The 17,129-nt window shown below is 64.6% G+C and carries 9 protein-coding genes and 4 pseudogenes; 6 read left to right on the top strand and 7 right to left on the bottom strand.

The window, feature by feature from the left end:
* Window positions 1-3 precede the first annotated feature (3 nt).
* Window positions 4-1,260, bottom strand: coding sequence for a multidrug efflux RND transporter periplasmic adaptor subunit MexE (gene mexE / locus ACZ5KU_RS14610; protein ID WP_054062230.1), 1,257 nt, complete (start codon window positions 1,258-1,260; stop codon window positions 4-6).
* A 539-nt stretch (window positions 1,261-1,799) separates the two neighbouring features.
* Here mexE and ACZ5KU_RS14615 point away from each other — a divergent pair.
* The 5 genes and pseudogenes from ACZ5KU_RS14615 to ACZ5KU_RS14635 form a co-directional block, all read left to right on the top strand.
* A pseudogene (locus tag ACZ5KU_RS14615) lies at window positions 1,800-2,786 on the top strand (nitrate- and nitrite sensing domain-containing protein); the annotation flags it as partial.
* A 150-nt stretch (window positions 2,787-2,936) separates the two neighbouring features.
* Window positions 2,937-3,644, top strand: a complete 708-nt coding sequence (locus tag ACZ5KU_RS14620; protein ID WP_425357966.1) for a methyl-accepting chemotaxis protein — start codon at window positions 2,937-2,939, stop codon at window positions 3,642-3,644.
* Between the two features lie 162 nt (window positions 3,645-3,806).
* Window positions 3,807-5,936, top strand: coding sequence for a TonB-dependent siderophore receptor (locus ACZ5KU_RS14625; protein ID WP_054062229.1), 2,130 nt, complete (start codon window positions 3,807-3,809; stop codon window positions 5,934-5,936).
* Window positions 5,937-6,256: 320 nt separating this feature from the next.
* Window positions 6,257-6,973 (top strand): annotated as a pseudogene (locus ACZ5KU_RS14630) (PAS domain-containing protein); the annotation flags it as partial.
* 117 nt (window positions 6,974-7,090) lie between these two features.
* Window positions 7,091-7,564, top strand: a pseudogene (locus ACZ5KU_RS14635) (methyl-accepting chemotaxis protein); the annotation flags it as partial.
* Window positions 7,565-7,657: 93 nt separating this feature from the next.
* Here ACZ5KU_RS14635 and ACZ5KU_RS14640 read toward each other — a convergent pair.
* The 4 genes and pseudogenes from ACZ5KU_RS14640 to ACZ5KU_RS14655 all read right to left on the bottom strand — a co-directional run bounded on the left by ACZ5KU_RS14640 (window position 7,658) and on the right by ACZ5KU_RS14655 (window position 12,267).
* Complete coding sequence (locus ACZ5KU_RS14640; RefSeq protein ID WP_054060049.1) at window positions 7,658-8,113, bottom strand: response regulator; 456 nt, start codon at window positions 8,111-8,113, stop codon at window positions 7,658-7,660.
* Window positions 8,110-10,436: pseudogene (locus ACZ5KU_RS14645) on the bottom strand (ATP-binding protein). The gene ACZ5KU_RS14640 and the pseudogene ACZ5KU_RS14645 overlap by 4 nt, the downstream one beginning before the upstream one ends.
* Entirely contained in the window at window positions 10,433-11,086 is a 654-nt protein-coding gene (locus tag ACZ5KU_RS14650; protein ID WP_054062227.1) for a response regulator, read from the bottom strand. The pseudogene ACZ5KU_RS14645 and the gene ACZ5KU_RS14650 overlap by 4 nt, the downstream one beginning before the upstream one ends.
* Window positions 11,083-12,267, bottom strand: coding sequence for a sensor histidine kinase (locus ACZ5KU_RS14655; protein ID WP_054057356.1), 1,185 nt, complete (start codon window positions 12,265-12,267; stop codon window positions 11,083-11,085). Before ACZ5KU_RS14655 ends, ACZ5KU_RS14650 begins: the two co-directional genes overlap by 4 nt.
* Window positions 12,268-12,442: 175 nt before the next feature.
* On the opposite strand from ACZ5KU_RS14655, the gene ACZ5KU_RS14660 reads away from it, so the two are divergent.
* Complete coding sequence (locus ACZ5KU_RS14660; RefSeq protein ID WP_054057357.1) at window positions 12,443-12,961, top strand: SgcJ/EcaC family oxidoreductase; 519 nt, start codon at window positions 12,443-12,445, stop codon at window positions 12,959-12,961.
* A 10-nt stretch (window positions 12,962-12,971) separates the two neighbouring features.
* On the opposite strand, the gene ACZ5KU_RS14665 is transcribed toward ACZ5KU_RS14660, so the two are convergent.
* Window positions 12,972-14,492, bottom strand: coding sequence for an MFS transporter (locus tag ACZ5KU_RS14665; RefSeq protein WP_054062224.1), 1,521 nt, complete (start codon window positions 14,490-14,492; stop codon window positions 12,972-12,974).
* 170 nt (window positions 14,493-14,662) lie between these two features.
* Complete coding sequence (locus tag ACZ5KU_RS14670) at window positions 14,663-17,080, bottom strand: glucose/quinate/shikimate family membrane-bound PQQ-dependent dehydrogenase (RefSeq protein WP_464737361.1); 2,418 nt, start codon at window positions 17,078-17,080, stop codon at window positions 14,663-14,665.
* Window positions 17,081-17,129: the final 49 nt, after the last annotated feature.

The raw sequence follows: 17,129 nt of genomic DNA on the forward strand, positions 1-17,129 counted from the left end.
CCCTTAACCGCGTGGAGTCGCTGCGGCCAGCTTGTTTGCCTGGGTCGGGGCGGCCTTGGCCGGGGCGACCTGGGACAGGTTGCTGGCTTCCAGGGCTTGTCGTTGTTGCGCCAGGGCGGCGAGGGTTTCCTTGCTGGCCATCGGGATCACTTCCGGATCCACCGGTGAACCCGGACGCACGCGCTGCAGGCCCTTGACGATGACGGTGTCATCCTTGTTCAGGCCGCTGCGGACGATGCGCAGGCCTTCGATCTTCGGACCCAGCTCGACGGTGCGGTAGGCGGTCTTCTTGTCGGCATCCATCACCAGCACGAACTTCTTGCCCAGGTCGGTGCCGACCGCTTCGTCGTTGATCAGCACGGCGTCGTAGGTGCCGCTGCCAACCAGCTTCAGGCGGGCATAAAGGCCTGGGGTGAAGCTGCCGTCGCTGTTGTCGAACACCGCGCGACCGCGGATGGTGCCGGTGCGTGGGTTGACCTGGTTGTCGACGAAGTTCATCTGGCCCAGGTGCGGATTGCCGGTTTCGTTGGACAGGCCGAGGTAGACCGGCGTGGTCTGGCCGCGCTTGCCCTGGCGGGCCAGCTGGGTGTACTTGAGGTAGACCCGCTCGTCGGCGTCGAAGTAGGCGTAGACCTTGTCGGTGGAGACCACGCTGGTCAGCGGCGTGACATCGGCGGTGACGATGTTGCCGGCGGTGATTTCGGCACGGCTGACACGACCGGTGATCGGCGCGGTGACGCGGGTGAAGCTCAGGTTCAGGCGCGCCAGGTCCAGTTGTGCCTGGGTCGCGTCGACCGCGGCCTTGGCTTCCTGGGCGGTGCTGGTACGGGTGTCGGCCAGCTCGGTGGAAATCGCGTTGCTGGTCAGCAGGCGCTTGCCGCGTTCGGCTTCGTTGGCGGTACGGTTGGCCGTGGCGCGGGCCTGCTGCAGTTGGGCTTCAAGGCGATGGACTTCGGCCTGGTAGGGGCGGGGGTCGATCTGGAAGAGCAGGTCGCCCTTCTTCACCAGCGCACCCTCGGTGAAGGCCACCTGGTCGATCTGGCCGGAGACACGCGGACGGATCTCCACGGTTTCCGGAGCCTCGAGGCGCCCGGTGAATTCGTCCCATTCGTTGACGGGTTGTTCGATGACCTTGGCCACGCTGACCTTGGCCGCCGGCATCGCGCCGCCTGCTGCCACCGGTGCCTTACCGCAAGCGCTCATCACCACGACTGCCAGGGCCGCGAGAGGGAAGCGCAAAAGTTTAAGTGACTGTTCCATGGGGGGAGTCCGCCAATCTATTGAGGATGGGCGGATCATGCGGTGGCCGCTGATCGCACACGAATCGAATGAAGCGAAGGTAACTATCATTCGGAATGATATGAGCGCGCAGCCAGCCCTCTAGCATGCGCTCTTCGTTAGCAGCCTATCAATCTCTTCCGGTGCAAATCACTGTTGCCGGAAATGCAACAGGGGGCGTTTTTCGAGAGAGACCGAGACAGGTTAAATATATTCTGCTGATCTGGGTCAATGAATGCCGATAAATAGTGTGATAGCGATTTCCGAGTAACTGACTATTTACTCCAATAAGGGTGATAGCACTTAGCTATGTCGCGTAAGATGCGTTCCGCGCACCGAGGGACAAGAACAAGCAACTTCACAGCGCTAAAACTTTATCGGTTCATAAAGAGGCTTGAAGTCACATGTTCAGAAACCTGCCGTTGCGCATGAAATTAATGCTGATCCTGATGTTGCCCTTGTTGGGATTTCTGATGCTGGCGGGGGTTTTCGTTGTCGATAACTACAAGACCCTGAAGGACATGAATGCGACAGTGAGTGCCAGCGCCACCGCACAGAAACTGAGTCGCCTGATCACCACATTGCAGCGGGAGCGCGGTGCCAGCGGAGTTTTCCTGGGCAGTCGCGGTACGGCGATGGGGGATCGCCTGGGGCAGTTGCGCAAGGAATCCGATGACTCGATCGATGTCGTGCGCAGCCTTTGGGCAACTAACGGCGAGAACCTCGCTACGGTTATCGATGCCCTGGACAAGCTGACGCAAGTTCGTCGACAGGTTGATAAGCTGGCAATCACGGCGAATGACTCCGGCCAGCGTTATACCGAGACCATTAAACAGCTGATCGGTTATACGCAATCGCTGGAGGCCCACGTCAATAACGCAACGATTGTCTATGCACTGGGCGCGCTCAATCAGTTCATCGAGATGAAAGAGCGGGCCGGGCGGGAGCGGGTGATCTTGGGCCTGGTGTTCAACCAGGATCATTTCGATGAAGCCCTGCTGTCCAGTTTCAGTCGCAACCTTGGCGAGTTCACCGCGTATTCCGATGCCTTCCGCCGCAAGGCTCCCGAAACCTCGTTGCAGCAGTTCGACCGGGAAATGCAGGCACCGGCGGCGCTCGAAGTCGCCAGGCTGCAACGTCTGGGTTTTGAAGTGCCCATGGGCCAGTCACTGGGGATCAGGCCCCAGGCCTGGTTCGAGACCGCCACGCAGCGCATCGATCTGATGGGACGGGTCGAGGAAGCACTGGGGCAGAGCGTCAGCGCCCTGGCCGCAGAGCGCCGTGACGACGCCAGCCGGGCCCTGTGGCTGACGATCGGCGGTGCCGTCGCGGCCTTGCTGGCCGTTTCGCTGCTCTCCTATCTGATCATCTGTAATATCAATGAAGCCGTGGCCGAGGTGAACCGTGTGCTGGGTGGCCTGGCACAACGTGACCTGACCGCCCGCACCACCTATGACGGCCGGGACGAATTCGGCCAGATCTCGCGCAACCTCAATGGCATGGCTCAGGAGATCCGCGATATCGTGCAGGAAATCGGCAGTGCCACCGCGCAGGTGGCCACGGCTGCCGAAGAGTCCTCGCAAGTCACGGTGCAGACCAGCCAGAGTGTCGAACAACAGCGCCAGGGCACTGAACTGGTCGCCACGGCGATCAACGAAATGAGTGCCACCGTACGCGACGTCGCCCGCAGCACCAGCGATGCGGCGCAGTTGTCGCAACAGGTCAATGCCAGCACCACCCAGGGGCGCGGCGAGATCGAGGGGACCATCGAACTGATTCGTCAGGTCTCGACCCAGGCCGGGCAGACCGCCTCGATCATTGGCGACCTCAAGCACGAAAGCGACGCGATTTCCTCGGTGATCGACGTCATTCGCGACATTGCCGAGCAGACCAACCTGCTGGCGCTGAACGCGGCCATCGAGGCGGCAAGGGCAGGGGACCACGGTCGCGGCTTCGCAGTGGTGGCCTCGGAGGTGCGCACCCTGGCGCAGAAGACCCAGGAGTCCACTGGCAATATCCAGCAGATGATCGTCAACCTGCAGCAGGGTTCGGACCGTGCCAGCAGTTCGATGCAGGAGACGCTGGAGAAGGCCCGTGCGGGGGCCACCCGGATCGAGCGGGCGAGCGAGCTGCTGGGGCAGATCTCCGAAGGAGTCGCCAGCATCAGCGACCGTAATATCCAGATCGCCTCGGCGGCCGAGGAGCAAAGTGCCGTTTCCGAAGACATCAGCCGCAACGTAAACGAGATCAATGACCTGGTGGTACAGGTCAGTGCCGGGGCCGAGCAGACCGCCGTCACCAGCCGTGAACTCGCGCGTCTGGCCGAGCACCAGCAACAACTGGTCAACCGCTTCAAGGTCGCCTGATTCGGCAACCTTCGCGACGACGAGGCGATCGCAGGTGATCGCCTCGCTGCAAAAATATTTAATGAGAATCAGTATCAAAAGCTAATGAGATGGCATACCATGCGCCGGCTTTTTTGGCGCCTATACCCTCTCATTTGGCTCTTTTACTAGGATTCATTGTTAATGCGTCGCACCCTGATTTCGATTTGCGTGCTTCAGGCGTTTGCCTCGTCCGTTTGGGCAGAGCAGAACGCCGCGGAAGAGACCACCCTGGAATTGCAAGCCACCGATGTCGTCGGTACTGCGGACTATGAAACCGCACAGGGGCCGGTCAAGGGCTATCGTGCTACACGCTCAGCCAGTGCGACGCGCACCGATACCGCGATTCACGAGACGCCACAGTCGATCAGCGTGGTGCCCAAGGATGCCGTGGAGGATATCGGCGCGACCCGCCTGCAGGACGCGCTCGACTATGCCGGCGGCGTGGGAAGGGCCAACAACTTCGGCGGGCAGGGGCTGACCACCTTTACGGTTCGCGGCTTCACCACGGGGGAGTTCTACCGCAATGGTTTCCCGATCAACCGCGGCTACCCGAACATGCCCGATGCCAACACCATCGAACGCCTGGAAGTGCTGCGCGGGCCGGCCACCACGCTCTACGGCCGCGGTGATCCCGGCGGTACCTTCAACGTGGTGTCCAAGCAGCCGCTGGCCGAGCGCACCGTCACGCTGGGCAGCCAACTGGATGATCAGGGCATGAAGCGCGGGACCCTGGACGCCTCGGGCCCGCTGGATGAGGAAGGGCGCCTGGCCTATCGCCTGAACGTGATCGGCGAGGGCGGAGACACCTTTCGTGATCACGTCGAGACTGAACGCTATGGCGTGACGCCGGTGATCGCCTGGCAGGCCACCGACGATACCAAAATCACCTTCGAGGGTGATTTCATGCGCAACAACCACCCGCTGGATCGCGGTGTGACGCACTATGCCAAGCAGGTTGGCACGGCTTCGCGCGAGACTTTCTTCGGTGAGAAGGACGCGGGCAAGCTGCACAACGACAACAACATGGCGCAGGTGCGCTTCGAGCATCTGCTCAACGAGAACTGGACGTTGGGCGGCGGTTTCCAGTGGCTGGACGGGACCTTGCAGGGCAATGCGGTCGAGGCCAACGGCATCGGCACCGATGGGCGCACCTTGGGCCGCAACTTCAACTACCGCAAGCTGGAGTGGACGGACAAGGACGCCCAGTTGAACCTGACCGGGCATTTCGCCACCTGGGGCCTGGAGCACACCTTGCTGACCGGTGTCGAGTACGAGGACTACGACTACAAGTCGATCATCCGGCGCTCCAGCGGTGCCGTGGGTTCCTATACGGTCGACCTCTTCAACCCGGTGTACGGTCAGGCGCGGCCGGCGCTGACCCGCACGCCGACCCATGACAAGGAAAACCTCAAGACCTACGCGGCCTTCGTGCAGGACCAGGTGGCCTTGACCTCGCGCCTGAAGGTGCTGGCAGGGGCTCGCTTCGAGCGTTTCGAAGATGACTATGAGTCTTTTGTGACGGGCGTGCCGAGCTGGACCAAGAGCGAAAACGGCGTGACCCCGCGTCTTGGGGTGATCTATGACCTGACCGACACGCTGGCGGTGTATGCCGACACTGCGCGTTCCTTCAAACCCAACAGTGGCGCCAGCCGCCAGGGCGGCGGTTTCGACCCGGAGAAGGGGAAATCCTATGAAGTGGGGATCAAGTGGGAAGCGCTCGATCGTCAGTTGAGCGTCGATGCGGCGATCTATCAGATCGACAAGCGCAACGTGCTGACCGCCGATCCGGTTGACCCCATCACCTTCAAGGTCGCAGCAGGTGAGGTCCGCAGCCGCGGTTTCGACCTGAACGTGACCGGCAACCTGACGCCGCAATGGCGGGTGATCGGCGGCTATGCCTATGTCGATGCCGAGGTGACCAAGGACACCACGATTCCCAAGGGAACCCGCTTGATGAACATCCCGCGCAGCAGCTTCAGCCTGCTCAACGTTTATGAGTTCCAGGAGGGTGCGCTCAAGGGGCTGGGCCTGGGGGTCGGGGGCAAATACGTCGCCGAGCGTGCCGGCCAGACTGCCGCGACCGGCTTCTCCATGGGCAGCTACACGGTCGTCGACCTGCTCGGCTTCTATAAGGTCAACGAGAAGGTGCGGCTGAACCTGGATGTGAAGAACCTGCTTGACCGTGACTATGAAGAGGGCGCGTTCGGTAACGTCTATGCCTATCCGGGTGCACCGCGCACCGTTCAGGTTGGCGTTTCCTACACGCTCTAGACCCACTGGCGTTCGCCCGCGGGCTCAAGGGTAAAAGCTTCGCGGGCAAGCCCGGCTCCTACAGGAAGGTGTCGTACACAAGTTTCGTGTATGCCGCGTCCTTGCAGAACCGGGCTTGCCCGCGGATACGCCAACCGCCTCACCCCAGCCCTCCACTCATCCATCTGCGCATCCAGAATCAGGCATACCCTTAATTCTTTCGATGGGCCTTCAGCCATACCCTTATCGGCCGATAAGCGGTTAAGGGTGTGCGTCCTTTGCCGAGGTGTGTCATGTTCAATAGAAAACTCAAAGATGAACTGGCGGCCAGGACGGCCGAGATGGAGAACTACAAGGGACTGGTTGCCGCGCTCGACCGCTCCATGGCGGTGGTGGAGTTCAGCCTGGATGGCAAGCTCATCCGCGCCAACGAGAATTTTTCGAAAACCATGGGCTACCGTGCAGACCAACTGCCTGGTAAGTCCCACAAGGACTTCTGTGACCCCGAGCTGGTCCGCAGCCGCGAGTACAGCGAGTTCTGGGCCCAGCTGCACGCCGGGAATTTCGTTTCCGGCACGTTCAAGCGCGTCAACGCCCAGGGCCAGAATGTCTGGCTGGAGGCCAGCTACAACCCGGTGCTGGATGAGCAGGGCCAGGTCTGCAAGGTGGTCAAATACGCCCTCGATGTCACCAGCCAGGTGGTCAGGGAGGCCGACACCGGCGCCAAGCTGGCGGCACTCGACCGGGCGATGGCGGTGATCGAGTTCGACCTGAGTGGCAATATCCTCTGGGCCAATGACAATTTCCTCAGCACCATGGGCTATGCCCTGAGCGACCTCAAGGGCAAGCATCACCGGCTGTTTTGCGAGTCCAGCCTGGTCAACAGCAGCGAGTACAGCGATTTCTGGCGTCGGCTCAACGCCGGCGAGTTCTTCAGTGGCCAGTTCAAGCGCATCGGCAAGCACGGCAAGACCGTCTGGCTCGAAGCCACCTACAACCCGGTCTTCGATGCCGCTGGCAAATTGAGCAAGATCGTCAAGTTCGCCAGCGACATCACCGAGCGTGTCGAGAAATTCGAGGCGGACTCCCTCGGCGCGGCGCGGGCCTACCATATTTCCGCCGAGACCGAGCGCGTCGCGGAACAGGGTGAGCAGGTCATCCAGCAGACGGCCAAGGAGATGCGCCTGATTGCCGACAACATCGGCAATTCGTCGCGCCTGGTCGGGCAACTGGGCGGCCGTTCCGAGGAGATCACGGCCATCGTCAATACCATCCGCGGCATCGCCGAACAGACCAACCTGCTGGCCCTCAACGCCGCCATCGAAGCGGCGCGGGCCGGTGATCAGGGGCGGGGCTTTGCCGTCGTGGCGGACGAGGTGCGACAACTGGCCGGACGCACCAGCCGTTCGACCACCGAGATCGCCGAGGTGATCGGCAAGATCCTCGCCGAAACCCGTGATGCGGTGGCGAGCATGCATGTCACCCAGGAGGGGGCACAACGTGGCGTCACCCTGGCCGACCAGGCCGGCTCGGTGATTCTGCAGATCCGCAGCGGCACCAGCGATGCGGTGGAGGCGGTGAGCATGTTCGCGTCCAAGCTGGAGGAGTCCGACATCATTCCGAAGACGGCGGTTGGCTGGGTGGGATAGGGACCGGTTCGTGAGCGCCTGCCGGCCCATCGACCGGCAAGGCCTCTGGACGCGGTCACTGAGCCTCGGTACGGACCACGTCTGGCGGTCTGTCTAGAGCGTCCCCGCCTGACGCAGCAGCTCGATCCGTTCGGCGGGCACCAACGTGCGCAGGGTCTTGTACAGCGCACGCGTTTCCAGCAGGTTCCACACCCGCAACATGGTTTCCAGGGCATCCAGGGGCTTGCTGATGAAGTCCTTCGCGCCCAGCGCCAGGGCGCGCAGGCGGGTGTCGCGGGTCGCGTCGGCGGTCAGTACGAGAATCGGCAGGTACTCGCCCGCCGGAATGCGCCGATTCAATTGTTCGAGGATCGCGAAGCCGTCGAACTCCGGCATGTGCAGGTCGAGAATCACCAGGTCCGGCTCGAAGCTGTTGAACAGGTCCAGGGTTCGTAACGGCTGGGTGCTGCTCAGGACGTTGCTCAGCCCCTCGCGCACCAGCAGTTGCTCCATCAGGTCGAGGTTGGGGCGTTGATCGTCGATGATCAGGATACGCAGGTCGTTGTTCACGCGGGCTCCGCAAGGTACTGGTCAAGGTGGGCGAGGAATGTGGGGATGTGGATCGGCTTGCCCAGCACCGCCGTGGCTCCGGCCTCGCACAGCGCCTGGCGGGTGGTCTCGCTGGCGTCTGCGGTCATCAGCAGCACCGGGGTCGAGCGGGTGATAGGCGATTCGCGCAACAGGCGCAGGATGGCCAGCCCCTCCTTGTCCGGCAACGTCGCGTCCAGCAGGATCAGCTGTGGCGCATGCTGCGCGGCGAGGTCAAGCCCCAGTTGTCCCTGCATGCTCGACAGCAGCCTGATACCCGGGCGTCGTTGCAACAGGGTTTCGATCAGCGCCAGGCTCGAAAGATGGTCCTCGATGTACAGCACCTGGCCGCGCCAGGTCGGTGCGCAGGGCGCCGGCGGCTCGACCGGGCGCTCGAGGGCGGCGGTACCGGGCTGCGGGTTCTCCTGCAGGCGCACGAACGGCAGTTCAAGGGTGAATCGGGAGCCCAGGCCGGGCTGGCTGTGCACCGTCAGGCGGCCTTGCATCATTTCCAGCAGGTTCCTGCTCAGCGCCAGGCCCAGGCCGCTGCCTTCGATGTTCGGGTCGATATCCAGGCGCTCGAACGGTTTGAACAGTTGCCCCAGGCGCTCGGCGGCAATGCCCTTGCCGGTGTCGCTGACCGATACCGCGACCCGTGGCTGATCGATCCTGACCTCGATACTGACCTGGCCCCGGGCCGGTTGTACTTGATGGCGTTGGACAGCAGGTTGAGCAGCACCTGGGTCAGGCGCTGCCGGTCGGCGATGAGGCCGCTGTCCGCCGGTAGCGCGGGCAATGGCAACAGGCGGATGCCGGCACTGGCGGCCATTGGCGAGACCAGTGTCAGGGCCTCCTGCAGGGCCGGTGCCAGGGGCACGGGCTCAAGGTTCAACTGCAGGTGCCCGGCTTCGATCCGGGCGATGTCCAGCACCTCGTTGATCAGCCCCAGCAGGTGCTTGCCTCCGCGCAGAATGTGCCCGACGTTGGCTTCCTGCCCCGGCTGCGCATCCATCTCCAGCAATTGCGCAAAACCGAGGATCGAGTTGAGCGGGGTACGCAGTTCATGGCTCATGCGCGAGAGAAACTCGCTCTTGGCGCGGCTGGCGCGCTCGGCTTCCTCGCGGGCGGTGCGCAGCGCGATTTCGGCCGTGCGGCGGTCGGTGATGTCGCGGGTGATCTTGGAGAAGCCGCGCAAGGCGCCGCGGCTGTCGTATTGGGCGGTGATCACCACGCTGGCCCAGAAGCGGCTGCCATTCTTGCGGATACGCCAGGCCTCTTCCATGTAGTGACCATCGCGGGTCGCCTCGCGCAGCGCATGCTCGGGATGTTCCGGGCATTCCTGGGGCAGGTAGAACAGCGAAAAGTGCTGGCCGATGATTTCCTGCTCGGTGTAGCCCTTGATCCGCTCGGCGCCGGCGTTCCAGCTGGTGACGAAACCGCGGGTGTCGAGGGCGAAGATGCCATAGTCCTTCACGCCGTCGATGATCAGCCTCAGCCGTTCCTCGTTGTCGCGCAGGGCCCGCTCGCGCTCGGCCAGCAGCAGCCCGGCTTCCACCAGGCGGGTGCCGAGCTGGCCGATTTCATCGTTTTCCGGCGGTTGCGGCTGCAGTGGTTGGCCGAGTGCCAGGCGCTGCGCATTACCCTTGACCTGCTGCACCCGGGCGACGATGCCCCTGGACAGGAACAGCACCGCGACGATGGCGCCGAACAGGCCGCAGAAGGCCGCCAGCAGCGTCGACAGCAGCAGTCGCTGACGGGTCGCGACCGCGGCGGCGGTACGCTCGGCCAGCAGGGTGTCCTCCAGGGTGAGGATGGTGCCGATATGTTCGCGCAGTTCGTCGAGAATGTGCTTGTTGCTGATCAGGATCGCCGTGATCGCCGCCGGGTTGGCGCGGTGTCCGGCGAGCATTTCCTCAAGGCCCGCTACCTTGCTGTCGATCAGCGGTTCGATGGCTTCCAGGTGCCGGCGCACCCGTTCATCACGCACGTTCCGGTTCAGCCGTTGCTGGGCGTCGTCGATCAGCGGGCGGGCTTTCAGGTAGCCCGGCAGGAAGTCCTCGCGCCCGGTCAGCAGGTAGCCGCGCACGCTGGCGGCCGCCTCGGCGAGCAGGGTATGCACGGTCTGGATATCGCCCTGGACGCGCAGCACCCGGCGTACGTCCTCTTCGGCGTGGGCAGTCTGGCGTTCGGTGATGTAGATCAGCACCAGCGACATCAGCAGGATCACCAGCGGCAGGGAGATCGCCACCAGCGCCTTGCCCCGCAGCGGCAGGTCGATCCAGCGTCGGGCGGAAAGCAGCCTCACGGTTGCGCCACCAGGCCCAGGGCGATGCCGCGAACCGCGGCCTGGGTGCGGTCCGCTGCGCCGAGCTTGCCGATGACCCGTTCGACATGGGCCTTGGCGGTCCCGGTGGTAATGCCCAGCCTTTCGCCGATTTCACGGTTGCTCAGACCGCCGGCCACCAGCCCGAGCACCTGCCGCTCGCGGGCGGTGAGGTTTTCGCTGGCCGCCGCACCCTGGCCGTGGCGTTCGGTCATGCGCCGCAGCAGACGGGCGCTGACCGCATTGTTCAGCGCCTCCTCGCCGCGCGCGACCCGTTGCAGGGCATCGATCACCTCGTCACGGCGTGCGTCCTTGAGCAGGTAGCCCACGGCGCCGGCCTGCATGGCCGCCTCCAGGTGATCCGGGCTGTCGTCCATGGTGAAGATCACCACTTTCAGCGCCGGCATTTTCTGTTGCAGGATCCGCGCCGCGCCCAGGCCGTTGAGCACCGGCATGCGGATGTCGAGGATGGCGATGTCGGGCTGTAGCCGTTCGCACAGCTCCACGGCCTGCTGGCCGTCGCAGGCCTGGCCGATCACGTCGAATTGCGGATGGCCGGCGAGCAGGGCGACGAAGCCGGTACGGGTGACCTCATGGTCGTCGGCCAGGACCAGGCGCAGGGCGGCTGTCATTGTGCGGTTTCCTCCAGGGTGCAGGGCACGCTGATCGACAGTTGCGTGCCGCGCTGTGCGCTGCTGATGCAGGTGAATGTGCCGCCGAGCAGGCTGGCGCGTTCCTGCATCGTCGCCAGCCCCAGGTGGCGGGCGTCGTGGGCCGCGAGCGCCAGGGCCGGGGTAAAACCTTCGCCATTGTCGGCCACCCGCAACAGAGCCTGGCCGTCGCGCACTTCCAGGGCCAGTTGCACCTGGCTGGCCCGGGCATGTTTGAGAATGTTGTTGATGCCTTCCTGGGCGATCCGGAACAGGGCGATCTCCACCGGGCTCGACAGGCGCGCCGGGTCGCGGGCTGTCCACTGCACCTGGATGCCGGCGTCACGCAGGCGGTCGGCTTCCTTGTCCAGAGCAGTGAGCAGGCCGAAATCGTCGAGTACGCTGGGGCGCAGTCCGGCGATCAACTGGCGCCCCTCGACCACGCAATGCTGGGCCAGGTTCAGGATCGCCTGCAGGTCGGCATCCAGCGCCTGCGGCAGTGTCGGGCACCGGCCGGCGAAACCCTGCAGACGTTGATGCAGCCCGGCGAGGGTCTGGGCCAGGCCGTCATGCAGGTCGTAGGCCACGCGCCGGCGTTCGTCTTCCTGGGCGCGGAACAGTCGGCTGACCAGATCCGACAGGGTGCGATCGCGCACGATCAGCGTGCTCAGCAGGCGGTCGTTTTCCAGGTGGGCGGCCAGCAGGGTGGCGAGCAGTTGCAGGGATTCGAGGTCTTCGTTATCGGGCGCGGCAATACCGGTGCTGTTGGCCAGCACCAGGAGGCCGAAGGCCCGGTCGTCGCCTCCGCGCAATGGCACCCGCAGCACCCGGGACAGCAGGGCGCCGGGCTGTTCCTGCCAGCAGGGGCTGCGCAGCGAGGTATCGATCTGCTGCTCCAGGCTGTTCAGGCGCTCCTGGCTGCCCAGGCTCGCGCTGCTGTGGACCCGGCCATCGGCCGCGTGCTCCAGCAGAACCCCGTGATCCATGGCGAGAAACGCGCAGGCGCGGACAAGCACGCGTTCGCGCATGGCCGCCGGGGACAGCCGGGTCAGTTCCTGGCCGGTGTCGACCAGCAGGCGCAGGCGCGCCGCGCGACTTTGTGACTGCCGGTACTGGGTGCGGATGGCGAGGGCGCTGCCCGGATCATGAGGCAGGTTTTGCATGGTCGGGCTCCGACGCTTCGAGAGGCGTGCCCGTACGGGCGAGGGGGCTATTAAACCGTGTAACCGGGCCGTGGGCTATCTGCCGAATGGCATAGGTAAAAGGCTCCGGTTGGCCGATGGCGGCCGGGGCGGCGCCGGGCAAAGTGCAGCCATCGGACATCACTGGAGAGTTGCAATGCACATGAAGACTTCGGCCCTGGTACTGCTGGCAGCCCTCAGCGCCCCGTTTGCCCAGGCTGCGCAAACGGCCCCCTATGTCTACCACGACGTCGCCGCGCAGCCGGCAAACCAGAAGGACCGCGAGATCGCCGGCCTGTTCGATCGCTGGAACGCGGCCCTCAAGAGCGGCAACGCCCAGGCGGTGGTGGACCTCTATGCGCCGGACGCCATGCTGCAGCCGACGGTCTCCAACCAGGTGCGCACCACGCCGGCGCAGATCAAGGACTACTTCGACCACTTCCTGGCGCTCAAGCCGATCGGACAGATCAACTACCGCGACATCCATCGCCTGGGCAACGATGTGGCGATCGACAGCGGCGTCTACACCTTCACCCTGACCGGGACCGATGGTTCGACCCGTCAGGTGCAGGCCCGCTACACCTTCGTCTATGAGCAACTGAACGGTCAGTGGAAGATCCTCAACCATCACTCTTCGGCGATGCCGGAACTGCAGGCCAGGCACGCAGCCAAGTGATCCCGATGGCCTAGGCCGGGGACATGTCCCTGGGGGCATGGCCGGCAAGCATGAAGAACACCGCGACCGCCAGCAGGCCGATCAGCACGGCCGAGGTGGTCAGCAGCACCGAGTGCGTGGTCGAGAAGGCCGCTTTTGCCGCTTCGATCACCGCACCGGCCTGCTGCGCGTCCAACTGCCGGGCCACGACATGGGCGTCACCGATCGAACGGCTGGCCTGGGTCGCCAGCGGTTGGGCCAGGCTGGCCGGCAGTTCGAGCGTGCGCCCGAACACGCTGGACATGAACACGCCGAAAAAGGTGATGCCCAGCCCACTGCCCAGTTCATAGCCGGTGGCCTCCAGCGATCCCGCCGCACCGCCCTTGCTGGCGTCGACCGAACCCATGATCGCGATGGAAGAGGCGGTCAGCCCGATGCTCAGGGCCAGGCCCAGCATTCCCAGCAGGGCCGGTACCCACAGACCGGGATGATGGAAGTCGGCGTTGGCCAGCAGCGCCAGCACCAGCGCGGAGAGGGCCAATGACAGGCTCGCCACCAGGCGCAGGCCGAACAGGTGGGTGAGATGGCCCGCGCAGGGGCCGCCGATCGCTGCGGCCGCCATGATCGGGATCATGAAGATCCCGGCCTGCAACGGCGTCTTGTCCAGCACATACTGCAGTTCCTGGGCGAGGGTCAGTTCCACCCCGGCCAGCGCCCCGCAGGCGACCAGGGCCATGATCATGCCCGCCAGGATCGCCGGATGCGAGAACAGCGACAGGTCCAGCATCGGGCTTTCGGCGCGTAGTTGCAGGCGGACGAACAGCGTCAGCAACAGCAGGCCGAAAGCCAGGATCCACAGGGTGAGCACCAGCGGTTGTGTCCCGGCGACCCCGGTCTTGATGCCATACACCAGCGCAATGATGCCGGCGATCAACACCAGCGCCTGGCCAAAGGCCCAACCGCCGGGCGTGGTGATCTCGCGGCGGGGCAACAGCACGAAGGCGGACAGCACCACGACCAGCACCACCGGCACGTTGATCAGGAACACCGAGCCCCACCAGAAGTGCTCCAGCAGCATACCGCCGATCAGCGGCCCGACCGCCGCCCCTGCGGCACCGACGGTACCCCATAGGCCCAAGGCCATCGCTCGCTCCCTTTCATCCTCGAAGGTCCTGCGAATGATGCCCAGCACGCAAGGCATGATCATCGAACCGCCAAGGGCGAGCAGCACGCGGGCGCCAATCAGCATGGCCGGACTCGGGGCAAAGGCCGCCAGCAGGGAAGCGATCCCGAACACCAGCAACCCTGTCAGCAGAATGCGTCGGTTGCCGATCCGGTCGGCCAGGGTGCCCATGGGCACCAGCAGGCCGGCCATCAGCAGCGGATAGATGTCGATGATCCACAGCACTTCGGTGCCGGAGGCGCCCAGTGCCAGGGTCAGTGGCGGAATGGCGATGTGCAGGATCGTCATGTCGATCACCACCGGCAGGAAGGCCAGCATCACGGCAAACAGGATCAGCCAGCGTTTGGCCGAGGAAGGGGAAAGAGGCATGGGCACTCGACGGAATCATTGCGCAAGGTCCTAGTGTGCCTCGCAACGGTCGAGAGGAATGTGAGGGATTGTGAAGCTTTGTGTCCATCTGGACATGGATGCCGAACGGGGCTGGTTCGAGCTGGCCCCGTCAGGCGAATGGAACGCCCACCCGCAGGCGGGCTCCAGGGTCACGGCAAGGCGTACGCCATCACATAATCCCCGCGGTCGGTCGATTGCCGCGCGCCACCGGCGGTGATCACCACGTACTGCTTGCCGGTCTTCGGTGACACGTAGGTCATTGGGCCGCCCTGGCTGCCCACGGGCAGGCGGGATTTCCAGATCTCCTTGCCGTTGCCACTGTCGAAGGCGCGCAGGTAGAAGTCCTGGGTGCCGGCGATGAACACCAGGCCGCCCTGGGTCGACAGGGTGCCGCCGAGGGTCGGCAGGCCGATCGGCAGCGGCAGGTGCATGCGGATGCCCAGGGGGCCGGTGTCTTCGACGGTCCCGACCGGGACCTGCCAGGCGATCTGGCGGGTCTTCATGTCGATGGCGGTCAGGGTACCGTAGGGCGGGGCCTGGCACGGAATGCCGGCGACCGACAGGAAGCGGTTCTTGTTCACCGCATACGGCGTGCCCTTGAGCGGTACCGCGCCCATGCCGGTGTTCAGCGCTTCACCACCGCCTGCGGCGGTACCCTTGTTGGCCGAAGGAATCATCTGGATCCACAGGCCCAGGCGCATGTCGTTGACGAAAATGAAGCCATTGACCGGGTCGGTGGACAGGCTGCCCCAGTTCATGCCGCCCAGGGAACCCGGGAAGCTCAGCGACAGGTCGGTGCCCGGCGCGGTGTAGAGGCCGTCGTAGCGCATCTTCTTGAAGTCGATACGGCACAGCAACTGGTCGAACGGGGTCGCGCCCCACATGTCCGACTCGGTCAGGGTCTGGGCGCCGATCTGCGGCATGCCCACCGATTTCGGCTGGGTCGGCGAGTAGGGCTCGTTGGGGATGTTGGCGGCCTTGACCGGCACTTCCTCGACCTTGGTCAGCGGCTTGCCGGTGGCGCGGTCGAGCACGTAGATCTGCCCGGCCTTGGTGCCGATGACCACGGCCGGCACCTGCTTGCCGTCATCCCGGGTGAAGTCGATCAGGCTCGGCTGCATCGGCAGGTCGAAGTCCCAGAGGTCGTTGTGCACGGTCTGGTAGACCCACTTCTCGGCGCCGGTGCTGGCATCCAGCGCGACGACCGAGGCGCCGTACTTGTGGTTCAGCGCGGTGCGCTCGACGCCATAGATGTCGGTGGACGAGCTGCCCATCGGCAGGAACACGGTGTTCATCGCCGGGTCGTAGGACATCGGCGCCCAGCTGTTGGGGGTGCTGCGCACGTAGGTCTTGCCTTCGGCCGGTGCCTGCCTGTCCTGCGGGTTGCCCGGGTCGAATGCCCAGCGCATGGCGCCGGTGATCACGTCGAAACCACGGATCACGCCACCGGGCATGTCGGTCTGGACGTTGTCGGCGACACGGCCGCCGACCACCACGGTGGTCCCGGCCATCAGCGGCGCGGACGACAGTTGGTAGTAGGAGTCCGGTACATCACCGAGACCGGCTTTCAGGTCGACCTGGCCATGGTTGCCGAAGCCCTCGCAGAAGGCGCCAGTGTCGGCGTCCACCGCGATCAGGCGGGCATCGATGGTGTTGGTCAGCAGGCGACGCTGGCAGTTGGCGCCGGCCGGCACGCTGGCGGCGATCACCGGCACGCTGTTGGGTTGGGACGGCTGGACCAGCGGCTGGGTCGCATCGAAGTAGGCCATGCCGCGGCAACGCTGCCAGACCTTGGTCTGGGCGTTGATCTGGTTCTTCCACAGTTCCTTGCCGGTGTCGGCATCCAGCGCGATCAGGTTGTTGTGCGGGGTGCAGATGAACACCTTGTCGCCGACCTGCAGCGGGGTCAGCTGGTCCTCGGCACCGTTGCCGTCGCTGATGGCCACGTCGCCGGTGTGGTAGGTCCAGGCCACCTTCAGCTGATTGATATTGGCACGGTTGATCTGGTCCAGCGCGGCGAAGCGGCTGCCGCCCTCGGTGTTGCCGTAATGCGCCCAATCCTTCTGCGCCTTGGCCGGATCGACCGGTGTCAGTGCCGGGCCGTTACCGGTGGCCGGCACGGTGGGGTGAGCGACGAACATGTTGCCCACCGCCCAGACCAGAGCGATCGCCAGTACCCCGGCCACGCCGTAGGCGCCGCGTCCGGCTGTGCGGCCGGAGGCCCGCACCAGGGTCGGGTAGACCAGCGCGACCACCAGGCCGATGACACTGAACATGAACAGGCGGGAGAACATTGGCCAGAAGCTGCGATCGGTGTCCACCAGTGCCCAGATCGCGGTGCCGATCAGGAACGCGGCGAACAGCCAGGCGCCACCCGGCTTGCGGCGGGCGATCAGGAGCCCGGCGCTGGCCATGACCAGGCCGCCGATCAGGAAGTATCCGCTACCGCCCAGGGTGACCAGGCGCACGCCGCCAGCGGCCAGGGCAAGGCCGAGCAGGGCGATGACGATGCCCAGACCGGAAAGGATGAATCTGCTGAGGCCGCGGGCCTGAGAAGGTTGTGTCATACAAGAACGTCTCGCTGTGTGAATGCGGGCGACTATACCCTTAGCTTGC

It is taken from the genome of Pseudomonas sp. Tof1, from assembly GCF_055390395.1.

Bases quoted from the DNA above. Each gene is read 5' to 3' on its own strand.
- mexE (WP_054062230.1), bottom strand. From the start codon at position 1,260: ATGGAACAGTCACTTAAACTTTTGCGCTTCCCTCTCGCGGCCCTGGCA.
- ACZ5KU_RS14620 (WP_425357966.1), top strand. From the start codon at position 2,937: ATGAGTGCCACCGTACGCGACGTCGCCCGCAGCACCAGCGATGCGGCG.
- ACZ5KU_RS14625 (WP_054062229.1), top strand. From the start codon at position 3,807: ATGCGTCGCACCCTGATTTCGATTTGCGTGCTTCAGGCGTTTGCCTCG.
- ACZ5KU_RS14650 (WP_054062227.1), bottom strand. From the start codon at position 11,086: ATGACAGCCGCCCTGCGCCTGGTCCTGGCCGACGACCATGAGGTCACC.
- ACZ5KU_RS14655 (WP_054057356.1), bottom strand. From the start codon at position 12,267: ATGCAAAACCTGCCTCATGATCCGGGCAGCGCCCTCGCCATCCGCACC.
- ACZ5KU_RS14660 (WP_054057357.1), top strand. From the start codon at position 12,443: ATGCACATGAAGACTTCGGCCCTGGTACTGCTGGCAGCCCTCAGCGCC.
- ACZ5KU_RS14665 (WP_054062224.1), bottom strand. From the start codon at position 14,492: ATGCCTCTTTCCCCTTCCTCGGCCAAACGCTGGCTGATCCTGTTTGCC.
- ACZ5KU_RS14670 (WP_464737361.1), bottom strand. From the start codon at position 17,080: ATGACACAACCTTCTCAGGCCCGCGGCCTCAGCAGATTCATCCTTTCC.